The sequence below is a fragment of the Halocatena halophila genome (assembly GCA_027563145.1).
Taxonomy (GTDB): Archaea; Halobacteriota; Halobacteria; order Halobacteriales; family Haloarculaceae; genus Halocatena; species Halocatena halophila.
On sequence record CP071307.1, the window covers coordinates 70,730 to 93,269 of the forward strand.

A 22,540-nucleotide genomic window follows, 5' to 3' on the forward strand; every position below is an offset into this window, starting at 1 on the left:
TCTATTTTTTATTAGTTGATTTCATAGTCTTGTTTGTTCTTGATGAAGTATTCTTTATCTTCCACTTGAAGGTCGTCGAACCGAATGACCGTTTCGCACTCCACGCCGGGACACTCCATGACTCGTTTCGCTTCCAGTACATTTCCAGCGATGACTGTTTTACAATTGGAGCATGTGTGCGTGATTATTCTCATAATTTGAGGTGGGATCTTTCGCCGACAATGAGCCGTCGGCCTTCGGGGAGATGGTTGGTTGAACTCTTGATATTAGTGTGCCGTCCAATGAGGCTGTCGACGATGCGACCGCTGGCAGTGATCGTAGAATCACCGATGACGACGCTATTTTCAATGTGGGTGTTTCTCAGGACGGAATTCGGTCCAATTGAAGTATACGGACCAACATACGCACCAGCTTTAATCGTTGTGTGTTTGGCAATGGAGACTGGTCCGCGAACCACTGCTCCTCCTTCGATGATACTTGAGTCGGCAAGCTCGATTCGGCCATAGGTTTCAGCACCATCTTCGATGTGGCCGTTAATTTCTAGATTCTTATCATCAAGAATGAGTCGATTAGCTTCGAGAATGTCTTCGGGCTTTCCAGTATCCTTCCACCAGCCAGTAACAATATGTGTGTCAATTTTATATCCATCGTCTAGAATATACTGAATCGCATCGGTGATTTCAAGCTCTCCCCGAGAGGACGGCTCGAGTCTGTCGATCGCGTCGAAGACAACGGGTGAAAAAACGTAAATCCCAATGAGAGCGAGGTTTGTGGCAGGATCACTGGGTTTTTCTATTAGCTCTATAATATTCCCATCGCTATCAACCTCTACGATCCCAAAACGATGTGGATTCTCTACTTTTTGTATGGCAATCCCTGCCCCATAGGTATTGTTTCTGAAGCTTTCTACAAGGTCACAAATTCCTGTTTTAAGAATATTGTCTCCAAGGTACATTACAAAGTCCTCACCATCAACGAAATCCCTTGCACATCCTACCGCGTGAGCAAGACCGAGGGGATTTCCTTGGAGAATATAAGTGATGTCAACCCCATATTCTTCACCATTTCCAATAAGATTCTGAATTTCATCACAGCCAGAATTTCCAAGGACGATACCAATTTCTCGTATCTCGACATTCTTGAGGTCCTCAATTGCGTACTCAAGAACTGGTTTGTTGGCAACGGGAATCAGCTGCTTGGGTCCCGTATGTGTAATGGGACGTAACCGTGACCCAGTTCCACCTGCTAGTATAATGGCTTTCATTCTATAATAATATGAAATAGATGAATAAATAAATTCCGATAGAATATAGAAGGAATATAGCGAGGTGGTGCTGGCCCCATGCTTTACTCGATAGTTAAATATAAATACATAATTACAAAATTATACCATCTATTTAATAATCTATAATTGTATTGAAATTTAATAAATAAAAATACTATGAATAAAATTACACCAAGGAAAATTATCATACTAACAGATTGTTTTCCCTCATGTTAATTTTATTAAATATAATTATTAATTTAATTTTTTATATATTTATGATAAGTTTTTAATAGTTATAGAGTTAATTTCTATTGGATGTATCTTGGAGAATATCGCGTTCACTACGCAATGGCAAAGTATGACGAACAGGAACGGCAAGCTGTTAGTGATGTCCTTGATCACCCCAAACTCCTTGTCGGTGGGCCGTACACAGACGAGTTACAACAACGAGTTTCAACCCAATTCGGGAAGGATCACGGCGTTTTGGTGAATTCTGGATCGTCGGCAAATCTGGTAGCAACAGAATTACTAGATCTTCCGACAGGGTCGGAGGTCATCACGCCCCTCGTGACGTTCTCTACGACGGTTGCCCCCCTCGTTCAGAAGGGTCTTGTTCCAGTATTCGTCGATATTGGTCTCGGCGATTATCAGCTAGATATCGATCAAGTTCGTGAAGCAATTTCCGAGGATACCGGTGCACTGATGGTTCCGTCCTTACTCGGAAATATCCCGGATTATCCGCAGCTCCGGGAGATAGCCAATGATCACGATATCTATCTAGTTGAGGACTCTGCTCACACGGTAGGTGCGACAATCCAAGGCCAACCGACCGGTGAGTTCACAGATATAACCACCACGAGTTTCTACGGAGCCCACGTCATCACCACTTTCGGTACGGGTGGTATGGTTTCGGTCAATGATGACCGCTGGATGCGTCGGGCAAAGAAATTCCGTGGTTGGGGCCGTGCCTCAGCGGTAGAAGAAGAGAACAACATCAATGACCGGTTAGAAACAGTCTTAGATGGAACCCAATATGATTCGAAGTTCGTTTTCGATGAATTGGGGTATAATCTCATCGCAACTGAGGCCAGCGCCGCGTTCGGTGTCGAACAGGTCAAAAAGCTACCCAAATTCGCTGATCAGCGGCGGTATATCTTTTCCCAACTGTGCGATTTCTTTAGCGAGTATGAAGAGTGGTTCGTTCTTCCTTCACAACGGCCAGATGTGACGACCTGTTGGCTGGCGTTTCCTCTCACTATTCGGGAAGCGGCTCCATTCAGTAGAGGTGAGATCGTGAAGCATTTGGAGCGAAATCGGATCCAAACCCGTCCGCTCTGGTCAGGGAATCTTCTCAAACATCCGGCGTTCGAATCTATCGATGCTCGACTACCCTTTGAGGACTATCCAAATGCGAACCATGTGATGGAAAACAGTCTGGTAATCGGTACGCATCAGGCCATGGATGACGACGATGTAAACTATGTAAAAACAACGTTCGAGCGATTCTTCGAACAACTGTAATATTTGTTTACGTTGTATCTTATTAAAATCCATAGCTAGGGGATACTATCGCTGTAGAAATTACCATTCTAGGTAATTCGATTACCTCGTGATTCTAACACTGATAGTTGCACAACCAAGTGGTACGCTATGAAGATATTACGTGGAACGTAGCTGGCCAAAACTACAATACCCACCTAATCGGAATTGAACACGGGGATCACGTCGAGAGAACGACGTTCACTAGCCCGCTAGCGTGGTTCAGGCACGACGCCCATCCTGCCGTAGAAGCGTTGACAAGTGCAAAGCTCTTGTCGGCAAATCAGAATCGCAGAGCGATTCTGATGACGTTGTCAGATTCCGTTGAAATCTGACTGCTAACCGAGCTTCGCTCGGTGACGTTGACGAATTCGGAAATCTCGTTCGCCAGCCTGAAATCACTGATATTTAGTACCATTCATCAGCTAGTGTCCATTGCACTCTACCCTCCGCCCGTTAGAGGAATCAAAAGATGATCCCATCCAACGAGAGATTCTTCAGCGAGCAGACGAGCTCACGGCGGAGGCCTAACCTCGCATTTTTCCAGCGTTCTCCCTCGACCGTGCGGAACGAGCGTCAATAACGGAGGATGCATTCTGGGAGTTACAGACGACCTTGGGTTGGGCGAGAACCTGTGTGCAAACGAGGGAATCCGGAGTTTTCTCACTGAATCGACGCGGAGGCAGGCCTCCCCTCGGACTCATTCATCGTCATCACCTTCGCCAATTCTCGATTGAATCGATTTGGGAGATGCACCATGAGATGATGCAGCGCCTCCTGGCTGAAACAACGAGCCGGTCGCACTTTCTTGGTGCTGTGTCCGTCGCAATCGATACGACGGAGGGGAGTCCGTTTACTGGCGATCGGACTGGTCACGAAGACGGAATCATCGGGACAAAGGAGGATAACAACGAGTACTCGCCAGTGTAGCCGTTCAGGACCGCGGGCGGTCACTGGGTGAGATCGGGTGTCAGCTGGTGGGTCGTGACCGTAGCACTGCTTCGCTACGGAACAGGTACTGGTTCGCGTCCACGCGCGGCGCGTAGGACCTGTTCTCGCCGTCGATGGCGAGCTCCACCAGGTCAAATTCTCGGGGGTTTATGCACAGGTAACCTGAATATATCAAATATGGATGAAATAGAATTGGTCGGTGATCACTACGAGTTGGGACGGCAATACGGGCAGATCCTCGACGACGTCGGGTTTGCTCCGGAGCCCCTCTCGACGGAGAAACGCGAGTTCGTTCGTGACTGCGAGCCGGCGGTGGAAGAACATACACCGTATCTCCGTGAGGAACTCCGCGGTCTCGCGGACGCCGGCGACTGGGATCTCGAACGGATCGAAGCGATGCCGCTCGCTCTGGGCTACGAGGCCGGGTGTTCGGTGATCGCCGTCTCGGGTGAACACACCGTCGACGGAAACCCCCGGTTCGGCCGCAACTACGACTTCTTTGAATCGTTCGGGGACTTCTCGGAACTGTACCGGACGCGCCCGCCCGACCACCTCGCCAGTGTCGGGTGTTCGGATCACTGGGTCGGTCGGCACGACGGGATCAACGAGGCGGGGGTGGCGATCGGACACACGTTCGTTCCGAATGACGGCTCCGAACCGGGCATCATGTTCGGCCTCGCCGCTCGCGCGGTCCTCGATACCTGTCGGACGGTCGATGACGCGGTGTCTTTCCTCGAACGCATCCCCCACGCGCGGAACACGAACTTCTTGGTCGCAGATGCCGCTGGTGACATCGCCTCGATCGAAGCGAGCCCAGAGGCAGTCGCGACGACGCGACCGACCAACGGGTTTGGTGCCGTCACGAATCACTTCCAGTCCGAATCGATGCTCGAGTACGAACGCAGAGAGGAGCGAACCGAGAGCAGCGAAACTCGGCTCGAAAACCTCGACGGCTGGTTCGACACGCAACGGGATGGATTCGACACGGCCGACGTTCAGCGCGTCCTCACGGACCCCGAGAACGGGGTCTGCTCGTGTGCCGACGGGAACGAGGACGATCCGATCCTCACTCTCTGGTCGTGGGCCGTGACGCCCGGTGGGACGCCTAGTATGCTCGCGAAGGGGTCGCCAACCGATGTGGGATACGAATCGGTCGACCTCTGAATCGTACTGCCGTCTCCGGTGTCTGTGTGATTGCTGGTCTAGCTCTCTCTGACAATCGATCGATTGTCATTTCACGTAAGGTCTCCCATCACTAATGGCCCCGCGTTCACACGACTACAGAACGGATGATCTTCGCTTCGATCCGTCGGAGATGGTCGCCGATCGTCCCTCGTGAAACTCCGAGCTCGGCCGTCAAGTTCGAGGTAGCTACAAGCAGGTTCAGCGGTTCATGGCGAAAACGACTTCGAAAGACTTCGTCCTCCGATTTTTCTACTTTGCGTTCGCCTGCTTGCTGTATTCGCTCTGGCGGTTAGTCGACCACCTGGTACAGGTGTTCTTCACGGACACCTGCGGAGACGATCCGTGGGTAACGATGCACGATGTGCTTACATCACTGAAAAAGCGCACTGGCGTAGGATAGTGTCCCGTTCGTTCCGTGATTTCCTAGCAGAGAGAGCGGCTGGGCTATCTCCATTTTTCAAAATAGTACAATTGGAGAATATTCTTAGCTATTCATCCGCTACTCGATTCCAAATTGGCGATATTAGTGCTTGGTTCATACTCTGTATGGGTACAAAATACAATGATTCTCAGAAAGTTTCAACTACTGGATACTCCTCAAGTTGAGAAGGTCAGTTCCAATGCATGGAATCCACTCCTCACAGGACTGGTAGAATTTGTCATTGGAGTTGTTCTATTAGGCCTTGCTAGCAAGAGAATTTTTGGAATCGGTCAAGTTGGGTCACCACCTGGCTTTCTCCAACCACTTACTAGCGTAGGGATTCCAGTAGACACACTCTTTCCGTGGGTTGTTTTAATCTTCCAGATACTAATAGGTTTAGCCGCTGTTTATAGTGGAATAGATAGCTTTCGTGATGTTAGACGGATAAGACAAGCTTCAAAATAAGACGGCGATTCTCAACTTCTTCCACGCCCTCAAGTTGCGAATATTGATTCCAATGCATCAGAGGTCGGCTAGTTAGATTTGTCATGCATAACTATCAGAGAAATTTAGACTATCGGTATAGATTTCGAGCCAAGCCGTGCATGAGCAATCTACCTGCCCGACTTCTAAAACAGTATGCGAGTGCTTTCACTTCACCACTTCCTGCATCACCCTTGCTTCGGCCTTTCGGAGATGCTCGGCGACTGTACCTCGCGAGAGTTCGAGTTTGGCCGCGAGATCACGCTGACCAGCCTTCCGAGGGAGATCATAATATCCTTCATTGATTGCAGCGCGCACGACCTCAATTTGACGGTCTGTCAGGTGCCATGCGGGATCGCGCATTCCGGGATGGTAGTCCCCCGTTTTTTCAATCGTCACGTCTACAATTTCGGAGAGATCCGCGACGACGTGTTGGAGAGATATGTCTTCACCGAGGAGCGTAAGTTGAAACCCCCGATCGGTATATCTGACTGGCCAGTCCACAGTAATCTTATGAGTATCGATGATGTCGATGAGCGCCGTGTCGAGGGTTCCGGGATTCAAGTGTATGTATACAAACCCTGTTTCGCTCGTGGGTATGACCGACACATCTCCCAGCTCTGACGTGCATCTCGTAAACCGTTCGATATCGCCAGTGAGTCGGACCAACTCGACAGCAGTTCCATCATCGAGCGGATTGAGATCATAGATCTCTTCATATGTTGCGATCACTTCGTCAGCTACCTGTACTTGTCTCAGTTCGTTGAATGTCTGGTGAGCGTCACTTGGGTCGATGATCAGGGCCACATATCTCATAAATTAACTCTCAATGATGTGTGTAAAGCAGCGTATCTCATATCTCACTCGATATTGCAGGACATATACTCTTAAACTTGCCGAGCATGCATGGCAGTAACTCCACACACTCCCGTCCGCATTAGTTAGGTATGAACGATCTGATTTACGTCGCTATCATCGGCTGTGAGATTGGGTTCTGGGTCGTGCTTCTTGCAGGGCTCTCCACTCGATATTTCCTCGGTCAGCAACGGCTGAGTACAGTGCTACTGGCAGGCGTCCCGCTTGTTGATTTGCTTTTACTGATGTTTACTGTAATCGACCTCAGTAATGGGGGAACTGCAACCTCTGCCCATGGGTTAGCCGCGATATATATCGGATTTTCTGTCGCTTTTGGCCATCGCCTAATCCGCTGGGCCGATGAACGATTCTCCTACTGGTTCGCTGATGGTCCACCACCCACAAAACCACCGAAGACGGGTCGAGCGCACGCTCAACATGAACGCCATCAGTGGGGACGGCACTTTCTTGCTTGGATAATCGGCTGCGCTCTGCTTCTCGGGGCTGTTGCACTCATAGGTAATTTTGACAGGACGAGAGTGTTAACGGAGATGGCAAAATTATGGAGTGTCATCCTTGCGATCGATTTTGTCTGGTCATTCAGCTACACGATCTGGCCCAAGGGATAGGAGTGTCTCACGTGAGAATGGGAGGAGCAGATGATCATCTCGACGGATTCGTTGCGGATGTCACGACCATCGCGCAGTCACAGTGCGAGCAGTGGGAGAGATACGACGACATCGAGATGCTGATCTGCCATTCCCGATCGATCATCTCACGTTCGCTCCACACGATGTGTCCGCTCCGTACGCGGGACCGTACCCAATGTCGGTCCACGTTCGAGCCGGCCTGCTCGCGGAGATCAACGGCTAGGATGAAACCGCCCTCTACGACTACCTCAGAGAACACCTTTGCTGCGTCAGAATCCCGGCTTCAAGACGCTTCCGAACCAATCAACGTTCTGGCGTGCATGGAACGAACGCTTCAGCGAGAAACTCCGCGATGCCGTACAGGAGTGTGCTGACGTGATTGTGATGGCTGCGCGTGCCTGCAAGGTCCCGCTTCCCGACTGGATCGACCCACCGCTACCAGATCGGGAAGCTTTCCGTGTCGGAGATTCGCTCGATGGGTCGGTCTTTGCGACCATCGACGTAATCAAGGGCTTCCCATTCACGGCGAGCAAGTTCTCAAGTTGAGGTGCGCTCTGTGCGAATTTCATCTCCACGCAACACTCGGTGAAATCGTCCTTGATCATCCAGCTGTTGTTTCGCTGTTCCACAACCACGGGCTCGATCTTCGATCAGTGCCGCGATGGGAGCTTGACTTCTGTTTCGATGAGCAATACGTCAAACGCATATCTGAGGACTCACTTCGTGGGCGAGTCGTGGTATCATGCGACAACGAGATGCTCGAACTCACACTCGGTGAGACAGGCACGGTAATTAACACATCTCATTACTAAGCTGATTGGATGTGTTACTCGCAACCCGAGCCCAAACGACGATGCCAAATCCATGCATCGATATCAACATTCGCAACTTGAGGCGCACTCGTAGAGCACGTGAAGCGGATGCCCAAAGTATTTCTTGGAACAAGTGACCGTCTGGAGGATGAGAGAGACAACAAACAGATTATAGAGCATAATACAGAATTTGCACTATCAGTTATCATTGTAGCATATATGAAACTATGTGATATGATGAGTGATGTTCTTGTACTCTGTCCAAAATTCTCTCGTAATACTACTTTCTGAATCATTTATAGAAATGGCTGAATCTACAACTATCGTTGATTCGTCTGCTAAATATTCCTCTCCAATGGAAGAAATAGAACGCAGTATTGACGGTGCTATGTATTTCAAAGCCGACCTTCATGTTCACCCACCCGGTTCGCACGACTATAATGCTGATATTTCTGCCAATGAGTTAGTGGATTCTTTCCTTGATGAAGGATTGGACTTGGTTAGTGGTCGTGATTGTGGGTATGTGTGTGGGCGTGGTCGACGCCGACGACGAACTCCGAGGCGTCGCGTTCGCCCGACTCGAATTCCCCTATCCGACGGTCGAGTACATCTCCACGCAACACGCCTTTGTCGTACAACAGCTGTTCCGCCGCCTCAAGCCAGTGGCGGTAGTAGACATCTTCGATGTCCTCATCGTCCGCGGTATCTGCCGATTCGATTGCCTCGATCAGCCGCGCCTGGAACTCATTCCACTCGAAGAATCCCTGCCGGTAGAGTGTCACCACGGTCGCGAACGCACGCGCCTGCCACGGCGCGTCGAACGAGAGGTCACCTCCACGCTCGGGAAACTCTTCGCGCTCCCGCAGGTCAGCAATGATCTCGTCGAGATCAGTCATAGCTCCTCCACATGCTTGGTACCCAGCCGTTCGACCCCGATCATCGAATCCCGCGTGACGAGTGCCGTGAGGTCGGATTCGCTCATCCCGTCCGTCCCCACGGGTCGGCGGGGGAGCACCATGTAGCGAACCTCGGCGCTCGTGTCACGGACCCGTATCTCCACGTCGGCGTCAACGTCGACGCCGAACGCCTCGCGTAACGTTTGCCGGGGCGATTTAACGATCTTCGAGCGATACGGCGGTGACTTGTACCACGTCGGTGGTAGCCCGAGCACGGGCCACGGATAGCATGAGCAGAGTGTGCAAACGACGACATTGTGAACATCGTCGGTGTTCTCCACGACGACGATATCCGTCCCTTCTGGTCCCGTGTAACCGAACGCCTCGGCGATCGCGGCCGAGCCGTCCTCAAGTAGCCATTCGCGGTACTCGGCGTCGACCCACGCTCTGGCGACGACCTCTGCGCCGTTCTGTGGACCGATCTCGTCCTCGTAGAGGCTCATGACCTCGTCGATCTGGTCGGTCGTGAGCAGTTCCTCCTCGATCAGATACGACTGGAGGGCACGTGCCCGTGCCTGCGGATCGGCGTCTCTCGGTACTGGATGTTCGTTCCCGTTCTCGTCCGGGGTCTGGTCTTGGCTCATGGTTGTAGTCGTTCGTTCTCGACGTCTCGCATGTCGTCGGGCTTGAGCGCACTCTCCCAGAGGTCGATGTAGACTGCCTGGTTCGATTCGGAGTCCTCCCAGAGCTCGCTGGGGTCGAACCGGACGGAGTACAGGAACTCCGACTCGGCCGTGTCCGGCGGGAAGTATTCTCCGTGGACGCACTCAACGATGCCACTCGCATTCTGGGCGTAGTCGGGTCGACGTTTGTAGCCCTGGGAAACCTCTCCTACCACAACCCGGTCCCGTGGCTCGAAGGCGGGATCGTTCATGGGGGCACCAGGTAGCTTTCCCAGAGGTCGACATACACCGCATTGTTTCCCTCGGCATCGGCGCCCCAGAGTTCAGCAGCGTCGAATCGGACGTGGTAGACTGGTTCCACGATCTTCCCCTCCCCGTGGGGGCTCGCATTGGGCAGCGAGAAGCCTCCGTCCACGCGTGCGACGGTTCCCTGGGCGCGGCGGACGTACCTCGGACATCGGGTGTGTCCCCCAGGGTGGCTGTTCTTCACGACCACGTTGTCTCCCGCTTCGAAGGCCGGCGTGACCGACTCGTCTCGCCTTGATGAGCGATTCTCGTGGGACGCACGCATCGCTTCGACGACATTGGAGTCGAACCGTTCGGGCAGGTCGTCGTCGAACTCTCGGGCCGTGCCCAGCGCGTCGATCCGCTCGCGTAATTCGTCGGCATCGATGGTCCCTTTCTCCGTGAAGAGTTTCTCCATGGCGACGAGCCAGTGCTCGTAGTAGCTCGACCCGAGGTAGTAGGCCGGATCCATGCGTTCGATCGCATGCCGGAATTCGTCGACGTTGTACTCGCTATCCGCGAACTGCATCGCGAACACCCGCTCCTCCCACACCTCGTGAAAGATCGGTTCGTCCTCCTCTCGCTCGACGGGACCCATGCCGTCCATCCCGCCGAGATCGTGTATCCCGTCCATGAGAACGTCTACTACGAACTATCTTAAAGTAATGTCGTACGAACAGATGGCTCGGACCGGCAACCTGACTTCGCCCACCCGTTACCCGAGGGCCACGGGTGATGCTTGATGCTCGGCCAGTCCGGAAGGGCGATACTCTAGTGGAGATTGTCACGGATCTCCTCGAGTCTGCCGAAGATTTGATTCAGATCGAGCGTGTGTTGATGGATCGCGAGTTCGACAGCCAGCACGTCCTGGAGAGGATCGTTGAGCGTGGTTACGAGTACCTTCTCCCGAAGCGTAAACAGACGAGCAAAAAGGCCGTTGCCGGCCGGATGGAGAACCACGGAGTTGAGACGACGGTCAACAAGCGTATGCTTCACCTTGGAAAGAACGAATGGCACGAGACCCATCTACTGTACTTACCCAAGAGAGAATTTTCAGGCCAGATTGAGGAGAGTCACGAACGATACGTGGTGTTCATGTCGTCAGGACCGTGACAGGGACCGTTGAAGGCCGAGTAAGTTTCTATAGCAACCGTTGGAAGATCGAGATCGGCTACAAGCATGTTAAGCGGTTCATGGCGAAAACGACCTCAAAGGACTTCGTGCTGCGGTTTTTCTACTTTGCGTTTGCTTGCTTGCTGTACTCGTTGTGGCGGCTAATCGACCATCTGGTGCAGGTGTTTTTCACGGACACCTACGGCGATGTCCCGTAGGTGACGATGCACGATGTGCTTACCTCGCTGAAAAAGCGCACTGGCGTAGGCTAGCGCCCCGTTCGTTCCGTGATTTCCTGATAGAGAGTGCGGCTGGGCTACCCCACTTTACAAAATAGTACAATTAATGAATATTCTCGGCTATCTTTACTTAATATTATACCAACTAGGGAGCTTTAGCACATTATTCATGCATCAAATACGAGAATAATACAGTGATCAACAGAAATTCTCAACTGGTGGTGCATGGGCAAGTTGAGAAGGTCTTTTCCAATGCATATACTGGACTTCTATTCAGATATCATTCAAGAGATCTGCATTTCCTCCCGTAGCTCGTCATATTTCACCACTGAGAATCCAACGATGATAGCCAGGAAACCAAGAAGTACAGACACTGTAATTTGTTCGTGTAGCAGTATCCATCCGTTTATCGCAGCGAAGAGAGGGGCAACGTACCCAATGAGATTGATCTGAACAGGTCCGATACGATCGAGGAGGGTAAAATAGATGAGATACCCCACACCGGCGGCCACAACCGATAAATAGCCCAGTGCAGCGAGTGCAACGGGCGACCAGACGACTGTATTCAGCGATTCTTTGGGAAGCCCAGCGCTCGTAACGTGAAGTATGACCGCACCAATAAGCATCATCCACGCCTGCATCGATTGAACCGGAATCGATGTGGGATAGCGCTTGGTGAGGACCGCTCCGAGAGCAAACGCCCCAGCAGCAAGAAACACCAACCCAACTCCTCGTATATCAGCAGTGACGAGTGTTCGTGATGTGGGATTAGCAATGAGCGTCGTTCCAAAGACACCGAAACAGATCCCGACGACCTCATTCCAGGAGAGGTTGTCGCTAGATAACAGAAAACTCGAAAAAACGGCTGCCAACACTGGATCGAGACTGACGATAATACTTGCCACCGCGCTGGTAACGTATTGTTGGCCAATGAACAGCAATGCGTGGTGAGCGGCGACAAATAGTACTCCCCCAACAAAAACTTCGATCCATTCTGCCCGTGACGATGGCCACCACTGGTTAGTTGAGACGATGGCATAGCCGAGCATTACTACCCCAGCAATATCGAAGCGAACAGCTGCGAGTAACACTGGCGGAATATACGGGAGGGCTGCTCGAGTGGCAACGAACGAGCTCCCCCAGAGGAGTGCCAGGAGGATGAACAGTCCTGCTGTACGATATCGAGTCATTGAAGATCGATTTCCAGGTGTTGATTGAATCGCGCTATTCAGTGGAATATGATTCCTTGAGGATCAGTCTACCGAAAGAGTAAGCGAAAGCAGATCAGCACCTTGATTTTCTTCTACTGCTTGGATGAGTTCTCCACCGCTGGTGAGTGGCTCCATTCGATCAAAATCTCTTGTGAGCTGTCGGTCCTCTGTTGGTGGTGGGATCTTGCCTCGGATAGTCTCGTAGACAGTCTTTGAGACGGGTGATAGCTTCTCTGAGCCGCGTATTTCGGCCGCCTGTGTTGCAGCCATCAGCTCAAAGTCGAGTATTTTTTGAACGTAATCAACAATTGAATGCTCACAAGTTGTGACTGTTGATTCCAGTGCATGGATTTCGCATTTATATAAGATACGAGATATTCTATTCCACGTACTTCCCGGCCTGTCGGTATGCACACTCACCGTTCAATGATATACTTTTTGACACTACCTACGTGGATCAGCATCATCGCCGAAGCCACTCCCATACGTTTCGAGCACTTCCGTAACAGTGACTTCGTAGGCGTCGTACCACTCGGACCACCGTTGTTTTGCCTGTTTGTGATCAGGATCTGCTCCAAACGATTCGAGTGCGTCCAGCGACTCCCAATAATAGACGACGAGCACCTCGTCACTCTCCGGAGCGTTCCACGTTCGTTTGCCCAGATACCCATCAGTGTCCTCGGCAGCCGTCTGTATCACGTCGTTTAATTCGTGGAATTCACTGTCGTACTCTCCCGGATCGAGGCGAAATGTAACGAGATACATTGGTGTGAGTATACTCATCACGAGGATAAGACGATTCTCTTCTAGGTATAGGGTGACCCGAAATGAACGTTCGGTCGCATTCTCGTCTACAACTATCTGGCCATTACTAGATACTATGTAAGCCATCTCTTGCGCCGTTTTGATTGTACAGTTCCACCAAGATCTGCAGATCTAAGTATCGGTGCTGGGAATTCTTGCTATGGGCTCTTCGATTGTATCGTCGATGTGTACTATCACGAAACTGTGTTTCACGGTGATCCGCCAATGACGAACCACGACAATCCATTCCAGGATGCCGGCTTTGAGACTCTTGCAGTCGGGGCGGCCGCGACGAACAGAGAAACGAGCGACGTTATTCCACCAGTCCATCTCTCGAGTACATTCGAATGGAGGAGTGGTGGAATTGAGCACGAATACTCTCGTGAGAGTAACCCGACGCGAGTTGCTCTCGAGGAGCAATTAGCTCGTCTCGAAGGCGGCGAGCACGGGTTGGCATTCGCTTCGGGGATGGCAGCCATCTCGACGACAATGTTGTCGTTAGTTCCGCCGGGGGGTCACCTTGTCTCCTCAGAGTCGCTCTACAGTGGAACGGAGAAATTGCTCACGAAGTTCGTTGCCGGACACCTCGGCGTCGATGTCGAGTTCGTCGATGCTCGCGATCCAGAAAACGTCGCAGCGGCGGTCAATTCGGAGACGGACCTGATCTGGGCAGAAACACCGACGAATCCACTGATGCGTCTGTGTGATATCCGTGCGATTGCCGATATCGCCGACAATCACGGCGTGCCGTTCGGTGTCGACAGTACGTTCGCAAGCCCGTATTTCCAGGCTCCGCTCGAACTGGGTGCTGACATTGCTGTCCACAGCACGACCAAGTACCTCAACGGACACTCTGACTCGATCGGTGGTGCTGTCATCACCGACGACGATGGGATCTACGAAGCCCTGGCGTTTTCCCAGCAAATCGGGCTCGGAAATATGCTCTCACCGTTCGACTGTTATCTTGTCGGACGAGGAATCAAGACATTACCGGCACGGATGGAACACCACGAGGAGAACGCGATGGCGGTCGCTCGGTTCCTCGAATCTCACGACCGGGTTGACAGTGTCTACTATCCGGGTCTCGAAAGTCATCCACAACACGAGCTTGCGACCGAACAGATGTCGGGATACAGTGGCATGCTTGCTTTCGAGTTTGACGGGACGGCTGACGAACTCGAGGCGTTCATCGAGGGGCTTGAGATGTTCTCCCCTGGAGCAAGCCTCGGTGGTGTCGAAAGTCTCATCGAAGCTCCGTCGCTGATGATCCCCGACCAGGTCAGCCACGGGGCGGCTACCGCGGAGATCCCCGATTCACTGGTTAGGATTTCTGTTGGTATCGAAGATGTCGATGATCTCTGTGAAGATCTCCAATCGGCGCTACCGTAGGTGTATTTCCCTTTCTATCCATCTGTTTTGATGCTACGTTTTCTAACCTCTGCTATATCATTCTATAATATTTGACTCTTTTCGCGGGGCTTCCCCTGATCTGCAGACGTATGGTTATTTTTCACCACATCATATTATACTATAAATAACCACAATCTATACCAATTTTGCTGAAGAAGCGACTATGCCGTCAACGGTCGCCTCCAAACAGGCTGTGTTTCAAACGATTGAAGGTTCTTCTGACTTCTACTGGCCGTACTACCGTGATCCAGAGATCGAGCTCACGAGTAACGACCTCGAAGCGTTCGAACACGACGTTCACCGATTGTTTGCGAGTTAACTATCTCGAGCGACAGTAGTACAGTAGTCATCGATGGAAAAGGTAACGAGTGTCTGGAACGCTGTGTCAGGATAGTCAGTCGAGAATTCGAACGCCCCCGGGGCTTGAACTGTAATCGGGTGTGGGGTATCCACCGCTTCGTTCGACTTCAGGCTACTTCTATCTCGACATAAACATGTTTTTCAGACAGTGGTTACTCTGGCTTTCAGTCTCTCGACTACATTTGACGACGTTTTTCGTCAGGTTGGGCTCACTGTGTCCTGTCTTCAGTGAGCATTCTGTCCGACTCCCACGTTTCCACGACATGGTCAAGCCCTGTCTTGTACGTCGGATAGCTGGGTTCCCATTCAGTTGCAGTTCGAAGCTTCTCATTGGATGTCACCATCGGCGTTGTGAGAAGATTCACTTGTGCATCTCTCATTGCCTGGCGTGCTTTTGTTTCCGAGATCCACTCCGGAGCGGGTGCGTCAAGTCGCTCAGCGAGGGCAGTAGAGAACGCAGCCATGGTGACTGGTTCGTCATCAGTGACGTGCCACACTCCACTGAGATGTTCTTCTGCAGCAGCGACGAATCCACTGGCAGCATCACTCACATGAACCCGAGAGATGTCTGCGGCCTCTGAGCCCTTGATCAGTGGTTTATTGTCCTGGATGAGGTCCTGTCCGTGTGCCAGGGTGTGATATGCATCTGGTGCGTAAAAATAACCACACCGGAGGACACCGACGTCGAAGTTGTACTGTCCGCCAGCCTCCCTGGAGATATCTTCAGCGTCTGCTGCAGATTGTGTTGATGGGTCTGGATGGCGGGCCGACTCTTCATCGAACGGGGTTCCATCGGGTGGGCGAGAAACCCAGACGATACTCTGTTGGAGGTACTGGTCTGCACCGACGGTGGCTGCTGCCGTGGTGAGTGTCTGGGTGCCTTCACGTCGGACTCGGTCGTTGAGTTCCCATCTCTCGGGTGACGGGTCTTCCGTTGGAATTGCTGTCGCCGCATGGATGACGACGTCGGCCCCCTTTGCGGCGCGAACGACTGACTCTTCGTCGAAGAGGTCTCCTCGTCGGGGAGTACCACCACACGATTCGACGATCGTGTCCCCGCGTTCGTCTCGGGTCAGGCCCACCGCTGTGTGGCCGGTATCTGCGAACTGTGTGATGAGTCGTCGTCCCAGTACCCCCGTTGCTCCGGCAATGAATATTTGCATAAGTTATTTCACCGCTGTCGGTTTAATCTCTACTAACAGTTCTGGGAATGCTAGGCGCTCTATCCCGAGCAGCGTGCAGCTCGGTTTGTCGAACTGATCGGAGAGCAGGTCCCAATTCTCAATGAGCCGATCGACGTCTGTCGTATAGCAGTCGATCTGTACGACGTCCTCCAGATCAAAGCCAGCTTCGTTGAGAACGACTTCGATGTTCTCTAGCACTGTGATCGTTTGTGCACGTATGTCGTCGGGATGAACCGGATTGCCATCTGCATCCATCGCCGTCTGGCCAGCACAATACAAAACCCTGTCAGCATCTGTGATCTCGACTGCCTGGGAATATCCGAATTCGTCCTGCCATTCCCAGGGATCGATATGTTGTTGGCTCATTGGCTTTCGTTCGCGAGTGTCTGTTTTGATCGTCCAGATTGTACCATTGTATACTAACCAATTGCTTGGTGTGTAGTAACTGTTTCCTGAAAATTATTCCAGTAACAGATAAAGGCACGCAGTTGTCGAAATTCAAGAGATCTATGAGAGAAATATTGTGGCCACATTGTATTATTCATATTATAAATGAGATGTTATCAGCTATCATTTCACGCCTGTATTCTCCATGTAGGGATTCGGAATTTGGTTGAGAGACTAGCACATAGGGTCTGTGTGGTTGAGTGACGAGTCAGACGATTCCGCCGAACACGAGACTTGCGTGGCTGTCGAGCTCGGTGGACTCAGCGTCGAACCGCAGGGAGACACGCTCGCCGAGGCCGAAGGCGCGTTCTATCGGGTGTGGGAGCACGTGATGGATGACGCTGACCAGATGTCGGCCGCAATGCGCGAGCGACTTGGCGGCCTGCAGTGACGCACGCGCTTGGTGGCGTCCTCCAACCGCAGTGAGAAACCCATGTCGAACGAAGACAACACATACCTGGTGGAGTACTGGATCGATGCCGAAGCGGAATCGGGCTCTGCTATTCCCCATCTATCAACGAGTTGGGGGTGTGCTAGGACACCCCTACATCTTGACTGCCAAACTGCTGAGAGTTCAGGACGCTTGCTGGTACCTTAGCAGTCGTCCCTCCAAGGTCCCCTAAGACGTTCGTGAGGACGACGACGAGTGGTGGCTGTAGTCACAAAAAACTGGTAACAGCCGCGATCGAGGTGACAACCGAGATGGCTCCGAGAGCAGAGACGCCGTTATTCGCGACCCAATTATCGTACGAAAGTGGCGAAAACCGTAGCTTCCAATCCGAAAACGGGAGCAGTGGCTACAATCCGCCTGCTGTCACAACATCACCAAGCATGTGCGTGACGATTGCTCCAGCACCGATCGATAGGTACTAGTGCTAAATGATTATTGGCTGACTTCTATAAAATTATTTCCTAACAGTATATAAAAATTTTTATTTGTACAATATTTATATGAATGGAGATATTATTTAATCTATGATCGATGGGCTTTTCGAAGAAGTTTCAATTGGTGAAACGCATGAAGCTAGTAGCTATACGGTTGAGAAGGAGGAGATGCTCTCATTCGCTGAGAAGTATGACCCTCAACCGTTTCACGTAAATGAGGAGGCAGCTAAGGACTCGATATTTGGGGGCCTCGTTGCGAGCGGTCTCTATACGTATGGGATCACCCAAAAGATGGCCGTTCACAATATTGTCAATGGTGCTGAACTTCGGGGTGCGATCGGTATCGATAACCTACGCTGGAAACAGCCTGTACGACCTGAAGATATCCTCTCAATAAAGATTGAGCCAGTGGACAAAGAGCCCCAGAGCGACGATATTGGGATTGTCAGTATGAGTACGCAAACTATCAATCAGGACAATGAAGAAGTGTTCACTGGTGTCATGCTATTGCGATATCAACGGACTGGTGAGGCTTAATGTACCAACAAGTGGGTAAACGCGAGTGGGGGCAAATCATCATCTTAGCACAGTACGTTCAACAAGGGAATCAAAATAATGAATAAGAAAACAACTATGACTGCCACTTCACGTTGAGACCATCTGTTCCAATGTTTGGATTTGACGTCTATTCAGATGTCATTCAGTGGGTCGTATTTCCTCTCTTAGTTCGCCAAATTTCACCACTGAGAATCCAACGATGATAGCCAGGAAACCAAGAAGTACTGTCTCTGTAATTCGTTCGTGTAGCAGTATCCATCCGTTTATCGCAGCGAAGATAGGGGCAACGTACCCAATGAGATTGATCTGAACAGGTCCGATACGATCAAGGTGTGTGTCACCTCCCTCTGTATACTTGCGGCTGAGAATGGCGTGTCCGTTCCGGTGAGTAAAACCCGCTCGCTTGAGACTGACCTCCCACCGTTGGAGGAGCCAGATGATGAGCCCTCCCAACGAGAGTTTCTGCAACGAGCAGACGAACTCACAGCGGAGGCCCAGCGTCGCATTTTTCCAGCGTTTTCGCTTAATCGTTCGGAACAGGCATCGATTCCGGAGGATGCGTTCTGGGAGTTACAGACGACCTTGGGTTAGGCGAGAATCTGTGTGCGAATGAAGGGGCTCGGAGTTTTCTCACTGAATCGACGCACAATCAGCCCCCTCGGACACATTCATCGCCATCACCTTCGCCAATTTTTGATCGAATCGATTCGGGAGGTGTACCATGAGGCGATGCAGCGGCTCTTGGCTGAAACAACGAGTCGCTCGCATTTTCTTGGTGCGGCATCTGACACGATCGATACGATGGAGGCGAGTCTGTTTACTGATGACCGGACGGGTCACGAAGACGAAATCCTCGGGACAAAAATGATTAACGCTCGCCCAGTCCGGAATTGAGATTCGCTTGTTAGTATCATAACAAATATTCCCAACTCGGTGACGATCTTACTTGACTACCAAATGACAATATAAATATTTTTGGTGCATTTCTTCAGACATCCCTCGATCTTGGTATTGATTATATTGATTTGTGAATCCGGTTTTCATCATCGCTCAACTTCATCAAGCAGTGTGATCCCTCGTTCTACAATTGCTTCGGTGATGAACAGACTTGTCTCTGTTTGGAGGGCCTTCATCTGTTCAGTTGCTACTGATTTCTTTACTTCTCCGTGAGCGTATGAGAGGACAATAACACCCATTGACCCATGAACTTCGACACCAAGAGATTCGCCAGCGTCTCTCGCTGCGAGATCATCAGATAGTAGTACGGCCGAGCGTTCAGCTGCTACCGCAAGAGCGGCTGTTTCGCCCGGATCCAAATCAATGGGAATCTCTTCATCTTCCTCACTCTCAACGATATCGTATTCAATATGAGTAAGTGCAGACGGTACCGTACCCACTTTGAGCTCTTCATACACTGTCTTCGGAACAATTAGCTCATCAACTACAGACAGTAAATGAAGCGCGTCGATTTCATCGAATGAATTACCGTATCCCGAAGCTTCTAACGCCAGGTGGCGAGCTTCATCGCTCTGGATGTTGGTGACCCCCGCAATGAGTCTATGGAAAACACCGCGAGCATACGTTGCTTAATCCGCCCCTCATCCGACTACGTACCCATCATCTCACCAGTCGCTAAACAGAGTTGGTGGGTGTCGTGAGGAAATATCGGATACGAAGTCCCGAATGGCATGAGTCACTGGGTCAGGGCGTTCGACTGGCGCACTGTGGCCGGCATCGGAGACCAGAACCTGGTGTGCATGGGGAAGTGCGTTGAGCATGGACGATGTGCGCTCAGGGACGATCGCGCTATTTTCCTCTCCATGGATAGATAAGATCGGAACTGTGATATTAGATAGAGCCGCTGTGAAGTCGGGCCGATCGAGCCACGAATGGATTTCATGGTAGACAGCCTCACCGGGATATGTGCGCCATCGGTCAACCCAGTGGTTAACCAGACCGGGATTCTCTGAGAGAGTCGTCGTCCCGAACATATTGTGACGAGCAATATCAAGTAGTGATGGAGTAGATGTTCCCTGATCACGCACCTGTGCTGCGTAGTGGCTGTACTGCTCTTGTTCGCTTTCGGTGTGAGGTTCAGCCATGCTGTTAATCAGAATGATCCCCTTGACGTGCTCTGGATAGCGGTTTGCAAAGCGCAACGCCATGAATCCCCCCATCGATGTCCCTACGAGCACAATCGATTCGATATCGAGTGCATCGAGGAGTGCAGCGAGATCGTCAGCGAGAGCACACAGATCGTATGGACCCTTATACCGGTCCGTTCGAGCCCGAAGATCATAGGTGATGGTCCGATACGTCTCCGAGAGCGCCAACTGCTGGGGCGTAAAGAGCGTCCGATCCATCAGCATGCCATGGGCGAATACAACTGGCGGTCCCTCACCCAGATCTGTACAAACGGTGTCTGGCCGCGCTCGATACCGTTCTACGGATTGATTTTTTTCAGTCATATATTAGTATGGCGTAGTGGAATGCTGTTTTACCATCACTTGCTTTCTTTTTCATCAGTATCCGACCGTATCTGATATATTACTGATAATATCAACGACATCACTTCAATATCGTTCTGATTGAAGGTGGTCATTTCAAACTTTATAAGCCCATGAGTAGCGTCATTCGGCTTTTTCTCCACGACTTCGGCTGTCATAGAGAGCGTATCTCCAGGACGAACAGGATGGTTCCAACGTAGTTTGTCGCCACCGATTGCACCCATAGCTCGGGAGTCATGGAAAACATTCTCGACAACCAATCGTTGACTAATGGCTGCCGTGTGGAGGCCGCTCGCGACGAGACCACCAAATAGTGATTCTTCAGCAGCTGCCGGGTCTATGTGAAACGACTGTGGATCGTACTGTGTGGCAAACGAGAGCATCTCCTCTTTCTCAACCGAATAACTACCAAATTCGTGTGTATCACCTACTGAGATATCCTCGAAATATTCACCTCTCATAATTACGTTAAATTCTACGTGTAAATAAGTCTTGTTATAGAAATATAATTTATATAATTTATATAATTAAATTATAAATATAGAATTTTAATATAGATTATTCGAATGAGTTATTTAATTGAACGCGTACTCGAACGGTTCGGGGGCAGGCTTCGGCGGGATCTCGACGCCCGCGAGGACAGTCACTTCGAAGTAGTCGCTGATGCCAAGCGACTCGATCTTTGCGTCCTGCGTATCCAGCCCTCCGTTCGTCACGAGTCCGAGCCTGTATCGGTCGTCGAGTTGGCTGAAGCTGCCTCAGCACTTGGTGTGAACTCCACGGACGACTCATGGCGCTCGGCGTGGATGGCTGAGGCGACCGCAATGCCGACCTGGGGCTCCCGATCTGCTTCCTCGGCGAGTTCTTCGCAGTCACGGTAGTAGTGGTACGTCAGGCTCGCGCTGTGACCGTAGGCATCGCTCTTTGCCTAGAGGTCCGACACCGAGAGGAACGGTTCGATCCCAACCCGATCGAAAGCTGCGTTGAGGGCATCGGCTGTGTGCAGAGCGTGCTGTCGAGGTCGAACTCGGATCTGCTCATAGCTTGGTTCAAGGAGGCCTCCAATTTAGCATTCTCATCGCGACTCCCAGAGTGCAGATTTCGTCGGTTCTCAATGAACTCGATTCAGGAGTCAGCAACCGATTGTTGGCGCAGTCGCTGGGGTTTGCTCAACCAGTATCCAAGTACACGAGTGCGTCAGTGGACCGATTTGGGGGAGTTGTCGACATCTCCACGCATGAACTGCTGGAATGGCACTGCTGCTCGTCGTCGACTGATTCAGACGGATTCGATTGATAGGCACCGACTACCAAAGAAGATAGCAAGTATACTGTGAGATAGAATGACGACAGAATGGGATACCGTTAGTTTCGTGCTCGCCTCGACGTATCGAGAAGATGTACTCCGAAATCTTGTGTCCGGGCCATCAACTCCATCACAGATTGCATCAGAAACAGACCACTCAATGTCACACATCTCACGGGCGTTAAGCGAATTACGAGACCACGAACTAATCGAGCTACTTGTGTCCGAAGATCGGAGAAAAGATCGTGTGTATGGAAGTACTGAGATGGGTGCCGAAATCTGGAATACAATTCGAACCGAAAATTTTGCATAAATCCCGTCAAATACAGAAAAATAGTCCACTTTGATTTCTGTTAGTATCGGCGGGGAAGCTACACTAACGATGTTGTTGCTTAGGTCCGACTGCTGATTAGATAGGAGTATCTAAAGCGTCAGACACACAATGATGCCACAAACTGACGGTCAACACGAATCGCGAACTGAAACACGA

At 51.2% G+C, this 22,540-nt stretch carries 29 protein-coding genes and 2 pseudogenes; 15 read left to right on the forward strand and 16 right to left on the reverse strand.

What is annotated here, in order from left to right:
- Positions 1–190: 190 nt before the first annotated feature.
- Positions 191–1,264, reverse strand: coding sequence for a glucose-1-phosphate thymidylyltransferase (locus JXQ78_RS14465; protein WP_330633234.1), 1,074 nt, complete (start codon positions 1,262–1,264; stop codon positions 191–193).
- A 351-nt stretch (positions 1,265–1,615) separates the two neighbouring features.
- Between JXQ78_RS14465 and JXQ78_RS14470 the strand changes: the two genes are divergently transcribed.
- The 4 genes and pseudogenes from JXQ78_RS14470 to JXQ78_RS14485 all read left to right on the forward strand — a co-directional run.
- Positions 1,616–2,788: an aminotransferase class I/II-fold pyridoxal phosphate-dependent enzyme gene (locus JXQ78_RS14470; protein ID WP_330633235.1), complete on the forward strand. Its 1,173-nt coding sequence runs from the start codon at positions 1,616–1,618 to the stop codon at positions 2,786–2,788.
- A gap of 783 nt (positions 2,789–3,571) precedes the next feature.
- Positions 3,572–3,736, forward strand: a complete 165-nt coding sequence (locus tag JXQ78_RS14475) for a hypothetical protein (protein ID WP_330633236.1) — start codon at positions 3,572–3,574, stop codon at positions 3,734–3,736.
- 198 nt (positions 3,737–3,934) lie between these two features.
- Complete coding sequence (locus JXQ78_RS14480; RefSeq protein WP_330633237.1) at positions 3,935–4,921, forward strand: C45 family peptidase; 987 nt, start codon at positions 3,935–3,937, stop codon at positions 4,919–4,921.
- 193 nt (positions 4,922–5,114) lie between these two features.
- Positions 5,115–5,342 (forward strand): annotated as a pseudogene (locus tag JXQ78_RS14485) (transposase); the annotation flags it as partial.
- Between the two features lie 672 nt (positions 5,343–6,014).
- Here the strand turns inward: JXQ78_RS14485 and JXQ78_RS14490 are convergent.
- Positions 6,015–6,653: a helix-turn-helix domain-containing protein gene (locus JXQ78_RS14490; protein ID WP_330633238.1), complete on the reverse strand. Its 639-nt coding sequence runs from the start codon at positions 6,651–6,653 to the stop codon at positions 6,015–6,017.
- Positions 6,654–7,347: 694 nt separating this feature from the next.
- Between JXQ78_RS14490 and JXQ78_RS14495 the strand changes: the two are divergent.
- Positions 7,348–7,780, forward strand: a pseudogene (locus JXQ78_RS14495) (transposase); the annotation flags it as partial.
- 113 nt (positions 7,781–7,893) lie between these two features.
- Entirely contained in the window at positions 7,894–8,163 is a 270-nt protein-coding gene (locus JXQ78_RS19200) for a DUF7351 domain-containing protein (protein WP_456237577.1), read from the forward strand.
- Positions 8,164–8,663: 500 nt separating this feature from the next.
- Here JXQ78_RS19200 and JXQ78_RS14500 read toward each other — a convergent pair whose 3' ends face one another.
- The 4 genes from JXQ78_RS14500 to nthB are packed head-to-tail and all read right to left on the reverse strand — an operon-like array spanning position 8,664 to position 10,661.
- Complete coding sequence (locus JXQ78_RS14500) at positions 8,664–9,059, reverse strand: nitrile hydratase accessory protein (RefSeq protein ID WP_330633239.1); 396 nt, start codon at positions 9,057–9,059, stop codon at positions 8,664–8,666.
- Positions 9,056–9,703, reverse strand: coding sequence for a nitrile hydratase subunit alpha (nthA, locus tag JXQ78_RS14505; RefSeq protein WP_330633240.1), 648 nt, complete (start codon positions 9,701–9,703; stop codon positions 9,056–9,058). Before nthA ends, JXQ78_RS14500 begins: the two co-directional genes overlap by 4 nt.
- Complete coding sequence (locus JXQ78_RS14510; protein ID WP_330633241.1) at positions 9,700–9,993, reverse strand: SH3-like domain-containing protein; 294 nt, start codon at positions 9,991–9,993, stop codon at positions 9,700–9,702. Before JXQ78_RS14510 ends, nthA begins: the two co-directional genes overlap by 4 nt.
- Positions 9,990–10,661 carry a nitrile hydratase subunit beta gene (nthB, locus tag JXQ78_RS14515; protein ID WP_330633242.1) on the reverse strand — a complete coding sequence of 224 codons (672 nt, stop codon included), beginning with the start codon at positions 10,659–10,661 and terminating at the stop codon, positions 9,990–9,992. Before nthB ends, JXQ78_RS14510 begins: the two co-directional genes overlap by 4 nt.
- Before the next feature lie 101 nt (positions 10,662–10,762).
- Between nthB and JXQ78_RS14520 the strand changes: the two genes are divergently transcribed.
- Positions 10,763–11,140, forward strand: coding sequence for a hypothetical protein (locus JXQ78_RS14520; RefSeq protein WP_330633243.1), 378 nt, complete (start codon positions 10,763–10,765; stop codon positions 11,138–11,140).
- Positions 11,141–11,220: 80 nt separating this feature from the next.
- A complete protein-coding gene (locus JXQ78_RS14525) occupies positions 11,221–11,358 on the forward strand; it encodes a hypothetical protein (protein ID WP_330633244.1) in 138 nt (45 codons plus the stop codon).
- 305 nt (positions 11,359–11,663) lie between these two features.
- On the opposite strand, the gene JXQ78_RS14530 is transcribed toward JXQ78_RS14525, so the two are convergent.
- The 3 genes from JXQ78_RS14530 to JXQ78_RS14540 all read right to left on the reverse strand — a co-directional run bounded on the left by JXQ78_RS14530 (position 11,664) and on the right by JXQ78_RS14540 (position 13,355).
- Entirely contained in the window at positions 11,664–12,569 is a 906-nt protein-coding gene (locus JXQ78_RS14530; RefSeq protein WP_330633245.1) for a DMT family transporter, read from the reverse strand.
- A 63-nt stretch (positions 12,570–12,632) separates the two neighbouring features.
- Positions 12,633–12,860, reverse strand: coding sequence for a hypothetical protein (locus JXQ78_RS14535; protein ID WP_330633246.1), 228 nt, complete (start codon positions 12,858–12,860; stop codon positions 12,633–12,635).
- A 174-nt stretch (positions 12,861–13,034) separates the two neighbouring features.
- Positions 13,035–13,355, reverse strand: coding sequence for an antibiotic biosynthesis monooxygenase family protein (locus JXQ78_RS14540; protein WP_407934078.1), 321 nt, complete (start codon positions 13,353–13,355; stop codon positions 13,035–13,037).
- A 264-nt stretch (positions 13,356–13,619) separates the two neighbouring features.
- Here JXQ78_RS14540 and JXQ78_RS14545 point away from each other — a divergent pair, with 264 nt between their 5' ends.
- Positions 13,620–14,783 carry a trans-sulfuration enzyme family protein gene (locus JXQ78_RS14545; RefSeq protein ID WP_330633248.1) on the forward strand — a complete coding sequence of 388 codons (1,164 nt, stop codon included), beginning with the start codon at positions 13,620–13,622 and terminating at the stop codon, positions 14,781–14,783.
- A gap of 184 nt (positions 14,784–14,967) precedes the next feature.
- The gene (locus JXQ78_RS14550) at positions 14,968–15,123 is read left to right on the forward strand and encodes a hypothetical protein (RefSeq protein WP_330633249.1); all 156 of its coding nucleotides are present in this window, start codon (positions 14,968–14,970) and stop codon (positions 15,121–15,123) included.
- A 250-nt stretch (positions 15,124–15,373) separates the two neighbouring features.
- Here JXQ78_RS14550 and JXQ78_RS14555 read toward each other — a convergent pair whose 3' ends face one another.
- Both JXQ78_RS14555 and JXQ78_RS14560 read right to left on the reverse strand, forming a co-directional pair.
- Positions 15,374–16,327 carry an NAD-dependent epimerase/dehydratase family protein gene (locus tag JXQ78_RS14555; RefSeq protein WP_330633250.1) on the reverse strand — a complete coding sequence of 318 codons (954 nt, stop codon included), beginning with the start codon at positions 16,325–16,327 and terminating at the stop codon, positions 15,374–15,376.
- A 3-nt stretch (positions 16,328–16,330) separates the two neighbouring features.
- Entirely contained in the window at positions 16,331–16,714 is a 384-nt protein-coding gene (locus JXQ78_RS14560) for a RidA family protein (protein WP_330633251.1), read from the reverse strand.
- 319 nt (positions 16,715–17,033) lie between these two features.
- Between JXQ78_RS14560 and JXQ78_RS14565 the strand changes: the two genes are divergently transcribed.
- Positions 17,034–17,186: a hypothetical protein gene (locus JXQ78_RS14565; protein ID WP_330633252.1), complete on the forward strand. Its 153-nt coding sequence runs from the start codon at positions 17,034–17,036 to the stop codon at positions 17,184–17,186.
- A gap of 584 nt (positions 17,187–17,770) precedes the next feature.
- Complete coding sequence (locus JXQ78_RS14570; RefSeq protein WP_330633253.1) at positions 17,771–18,217, forward strand: MaoC/PaaZ C-terminal domain-containing protein; 447 nt, start codon at positions 17,771–17,773, stop codon at positions 18,215–18,217.
- A 159-nt stretch (positions 18,218–18,376) separates the two neighbouring features.
- On the opposite strand, the gene JXQ78_RS19080 is transcribed toward JXQ78_RS14570, so the two are convergent.
- Positions 18,377–18,706, reverse strand: a complete 330-nt coding sequence (locus tag JXQ78_RS19080) for an EamA family transporter (protein ID WP_407934070.1) — start codon at positions 18,704–18,706, stop codon at positions 18,377–18,379.
- Between JXQ78_RS19080 and JXQ78_RS14575 the strand changes: the two genes are divergently transcribed.
- Together JXQ78_RS14575 and JXQ78_RS14580 are read left to right on the forward strand one after the other, a co-directional pair.
- Entirely contained in the window at positions 18,623–18,829 is a 207-nt protein-coding gene (locus JXQ78_RS14575) for a hypothetical protein (RefSeq protein WP_330633254.1), read from the forward strand. The two genes, JXQ78_RS19080 and JXQ78_RS14575, sit on opposite strands and share 84 nt — an antisense overlap.
- Positions 18,830–18,847: 18 nt before the next feature.
- Positions 18,848–19,132, forward strand: a complete 285-nt coding sequence (locus JXQ78_RS14580) for a hypothetical protein (protein WP_330633255.1) — start codon at positions 18,848–18,850, stop codon at positions 19,130–19,132.
- Positions 19,133–19,281: 149 nt separating this feature from the next.
- Here JXQ78_RS14580 and JXQ78_RS14585 read toward each other — a convergent pair whose 3' ends face one another.
- From JXQ78_RS14585 to JXQ78_RS14600, 4 genes are all read right to left on the reverse strand, one after another.
- Positions 19,282–19,749, reverse strand: coding sequence for a nucleic acid-binding protein (locus tag JXQ78_RS14585; RefSeq protein ID WP_407934079.1), 468 nt, complete (start codon positions 19,747–19,749; stop codon positions 19,282–19,284).
- 111 nt (positions 19,750–19,860) lie between these two features.
- The gene (locus tag JXQ78_RS14590; RefSeq protein WP_330633257.1) at positions 19,861–20,706 is read right to left on the reverse strand and encodes an alpha/beta fold hydrolase; all 846 of its coding nucleotides are present in this window, start codon (positions 20,704–20,706) and stop codon (positions 19,861–19,863) included.
- Positions 20,707–20,741: 35 nt separating this feature from the next.
- Positions 20,742–21,206 carry a MaoC family dehydratase gene (locus tag JXQ78_RS14595; protein WP_330633258.1) on the reverse strand — a complete coding sequence of 155 codons (465 nt, stop codon included), beginning with the start codon at positions 21,204–21,206 and terminating at the stop codon, positions 20,742–20,744.
- A gap of 114 nt (positions 21,207–21,320) precedes the next feature.
- On the reverse strand, positions 21,321–21,461 hold the full coding sequence (locus tag JXQ78_RS14600; RefSeq protein WP_407934071.1) for a hypothetical protein: 141 nt from the start codon (positions 21,459–21,461) through the stop codon (positions 21,321–21,323).
- A 626-nt stretch (positions 21,462–22,087) separates the two neighbouring features.
- Here JXQ78_RS14600 and JXQ78_RS19205 point away from each other — a divergent pair.
- Positions 22,088–22,363, forward strand: a complete 276-nt coding sequence (locus tag JXQ78_RS19205) for an ArsR family transcriptional regulator (RefSeq protein ID WP_456237578.1) — start codon at positions 22,088–22,090, stop codon at positions 22,361–22,363.
- The last annotated feature ends 177 nt before the right edge of the window (positions 22,364–22,540 follow it).

Coding starts and splice junctions, on each gene's coding strand:
- JXQ78_RS14465 (WP_330633234.1), bottom strand. CDS start 1,264: ATGAAAGCCATTATACTAGCAGGTGGAACTGGGTCACGGTTACGTCCC.
- JXQ78_RS14470 (WP_330633235.1), top strand. CDS start 1,616: ATGGCAAAGTATGACGAACAGGAACGGCAAGCTGTTAGTGATGTCCTT.
- JXQ78_RS14475 (WP_330633236.1), top strand. CDS start 3,572: ATGCAGCGCCTCCTGGCTGAAACAACGAGCCGGTCGCACTTTCTTGGT.
- JXQ78_RS14480 (WP_330633237.1), top strand. CDS start 3,935: ATGGATGAAATAGAATTGGTCGGTGATCACTACGAGTTGGGACGGCAA.
- JXQ78_RS14500 (WP_330633239.1), bottom strand. CDS start 9,059: ATGACTGATCTCGACGAGATCATTGCTGACCTGCGGGAGCGCGAAGAG.
- nthA (WP_330633240.1), bottom strand. CDS start 9,703: ATGAGCCAAGACCAGACCCCGGACGAGAACGGGAACGAACATCCAGTA.
- JXQ78_RS14510 (WP_330633241.1), bottom strand. CDS start 9,993: ATGAACGATCCCGCCTTCGAGCCACGGGACCGGGTTGTGGTAGGAGAG.
- nthB (WP_330633242.1), bottom strand. CDS start 10,661: ATGGACGGGATACACGATCTCGGCGGGATGGACGGCATGGGTCCCGTC.
- JXQ78_RS14520 (WP_330633243.1), top strand. CDS start 10,763: ATGCTTGATGCTCGGCCAGTCCGGAAGGGCGATACTCTAGTGGAGATT.
- JXQ78_RS14525 (WP_330633244.1), top strand. CDS start 11,221: ATGGCGAAAACGACCTCAAAGGACTTCGTGCTGCGGTTTTTCTACTTT.
- JXQ78_RS14530 (WP_330633245.1), bottom strand. CDS start 12,569: ATGACTCGATATCGTACAGCAGGACTGTTCATCCTCCTGGCACTCCTC.
- JXQ78_RS14535 (WP_330633246.1), bottom strand. CDS start 12,860: ATGGCTGCAACACAGGCGGCCGAAATACGCGGCTCAGAGAAGCTATCA.
- JXQ78_RS14540 (WP_407934078.1), bottom strand. CDS start 13,355: ATGTATCTCGTTACATTTCGCCTCGATCCGGGAGAGTACGACAGTGAA.
- JXQ78_RS14545 (WP_330633248.1), top strand. CDS start 13,620: ATGACGAACCACGACAATCCATTCCAGGATGCCGGCTTTGAGACTCTT.
- JXQ78_RS14550 (WP_330633249.1), top strand. CDS start 14,968: ATGCCGTCAACGGTCGCCTCCAAACAGGCTGTGTTTCAAACGATTGAA.
- JXQ78_RS14555 (WP_330633250.1), bottom strand. CDS start 16,327: ATGCAAATATTCATTGCCGGAGCAACGGGGGTACTGGGACGACGACTC.
- JXQ78_RS14560 (WP_330633251.1), bottom strand. CDS start 16,714: ATGAGCCAACAACATATCGATCCCTGGGAATGGCAGGACGAATTCGGA.
- JXQ78_RS14570 (WP_330633253.1), top strand. CDS start 17,771: ATGATCGATGGGCTTTTCGAAGAAGTTTCAATTGGTGAAACGCATGAA.
- JXQ78_RS14580 (WP_330633255.1), top strand. CDS start 18,848: ATGAAGGGGCTCGGAGTTTTCTCACTGAATCGACGCACAATCAGCCCC.
- JXQ78_RS14590 (WP_330633257.1), bottom strand. CDS start 20,706: ATGACTGAAAAAAATCAATCCGTAGAACGGTATCGAGCGCGGCCAGAC.
- JXQ78_RS14595 (WP_330633258.1), bottom strand. CDS start 21,206: ATGAGAGGTGAATATTTCGAGGATATCTCAGTAGGTGATACACACGAA.
- JXQ78_RS19205 (WP_456237578.1), top strand. CDS start 22,088: ATGACGACAGAATGGGATACCGTTAGTTTCGTGCTCGCCTCGACGTAT.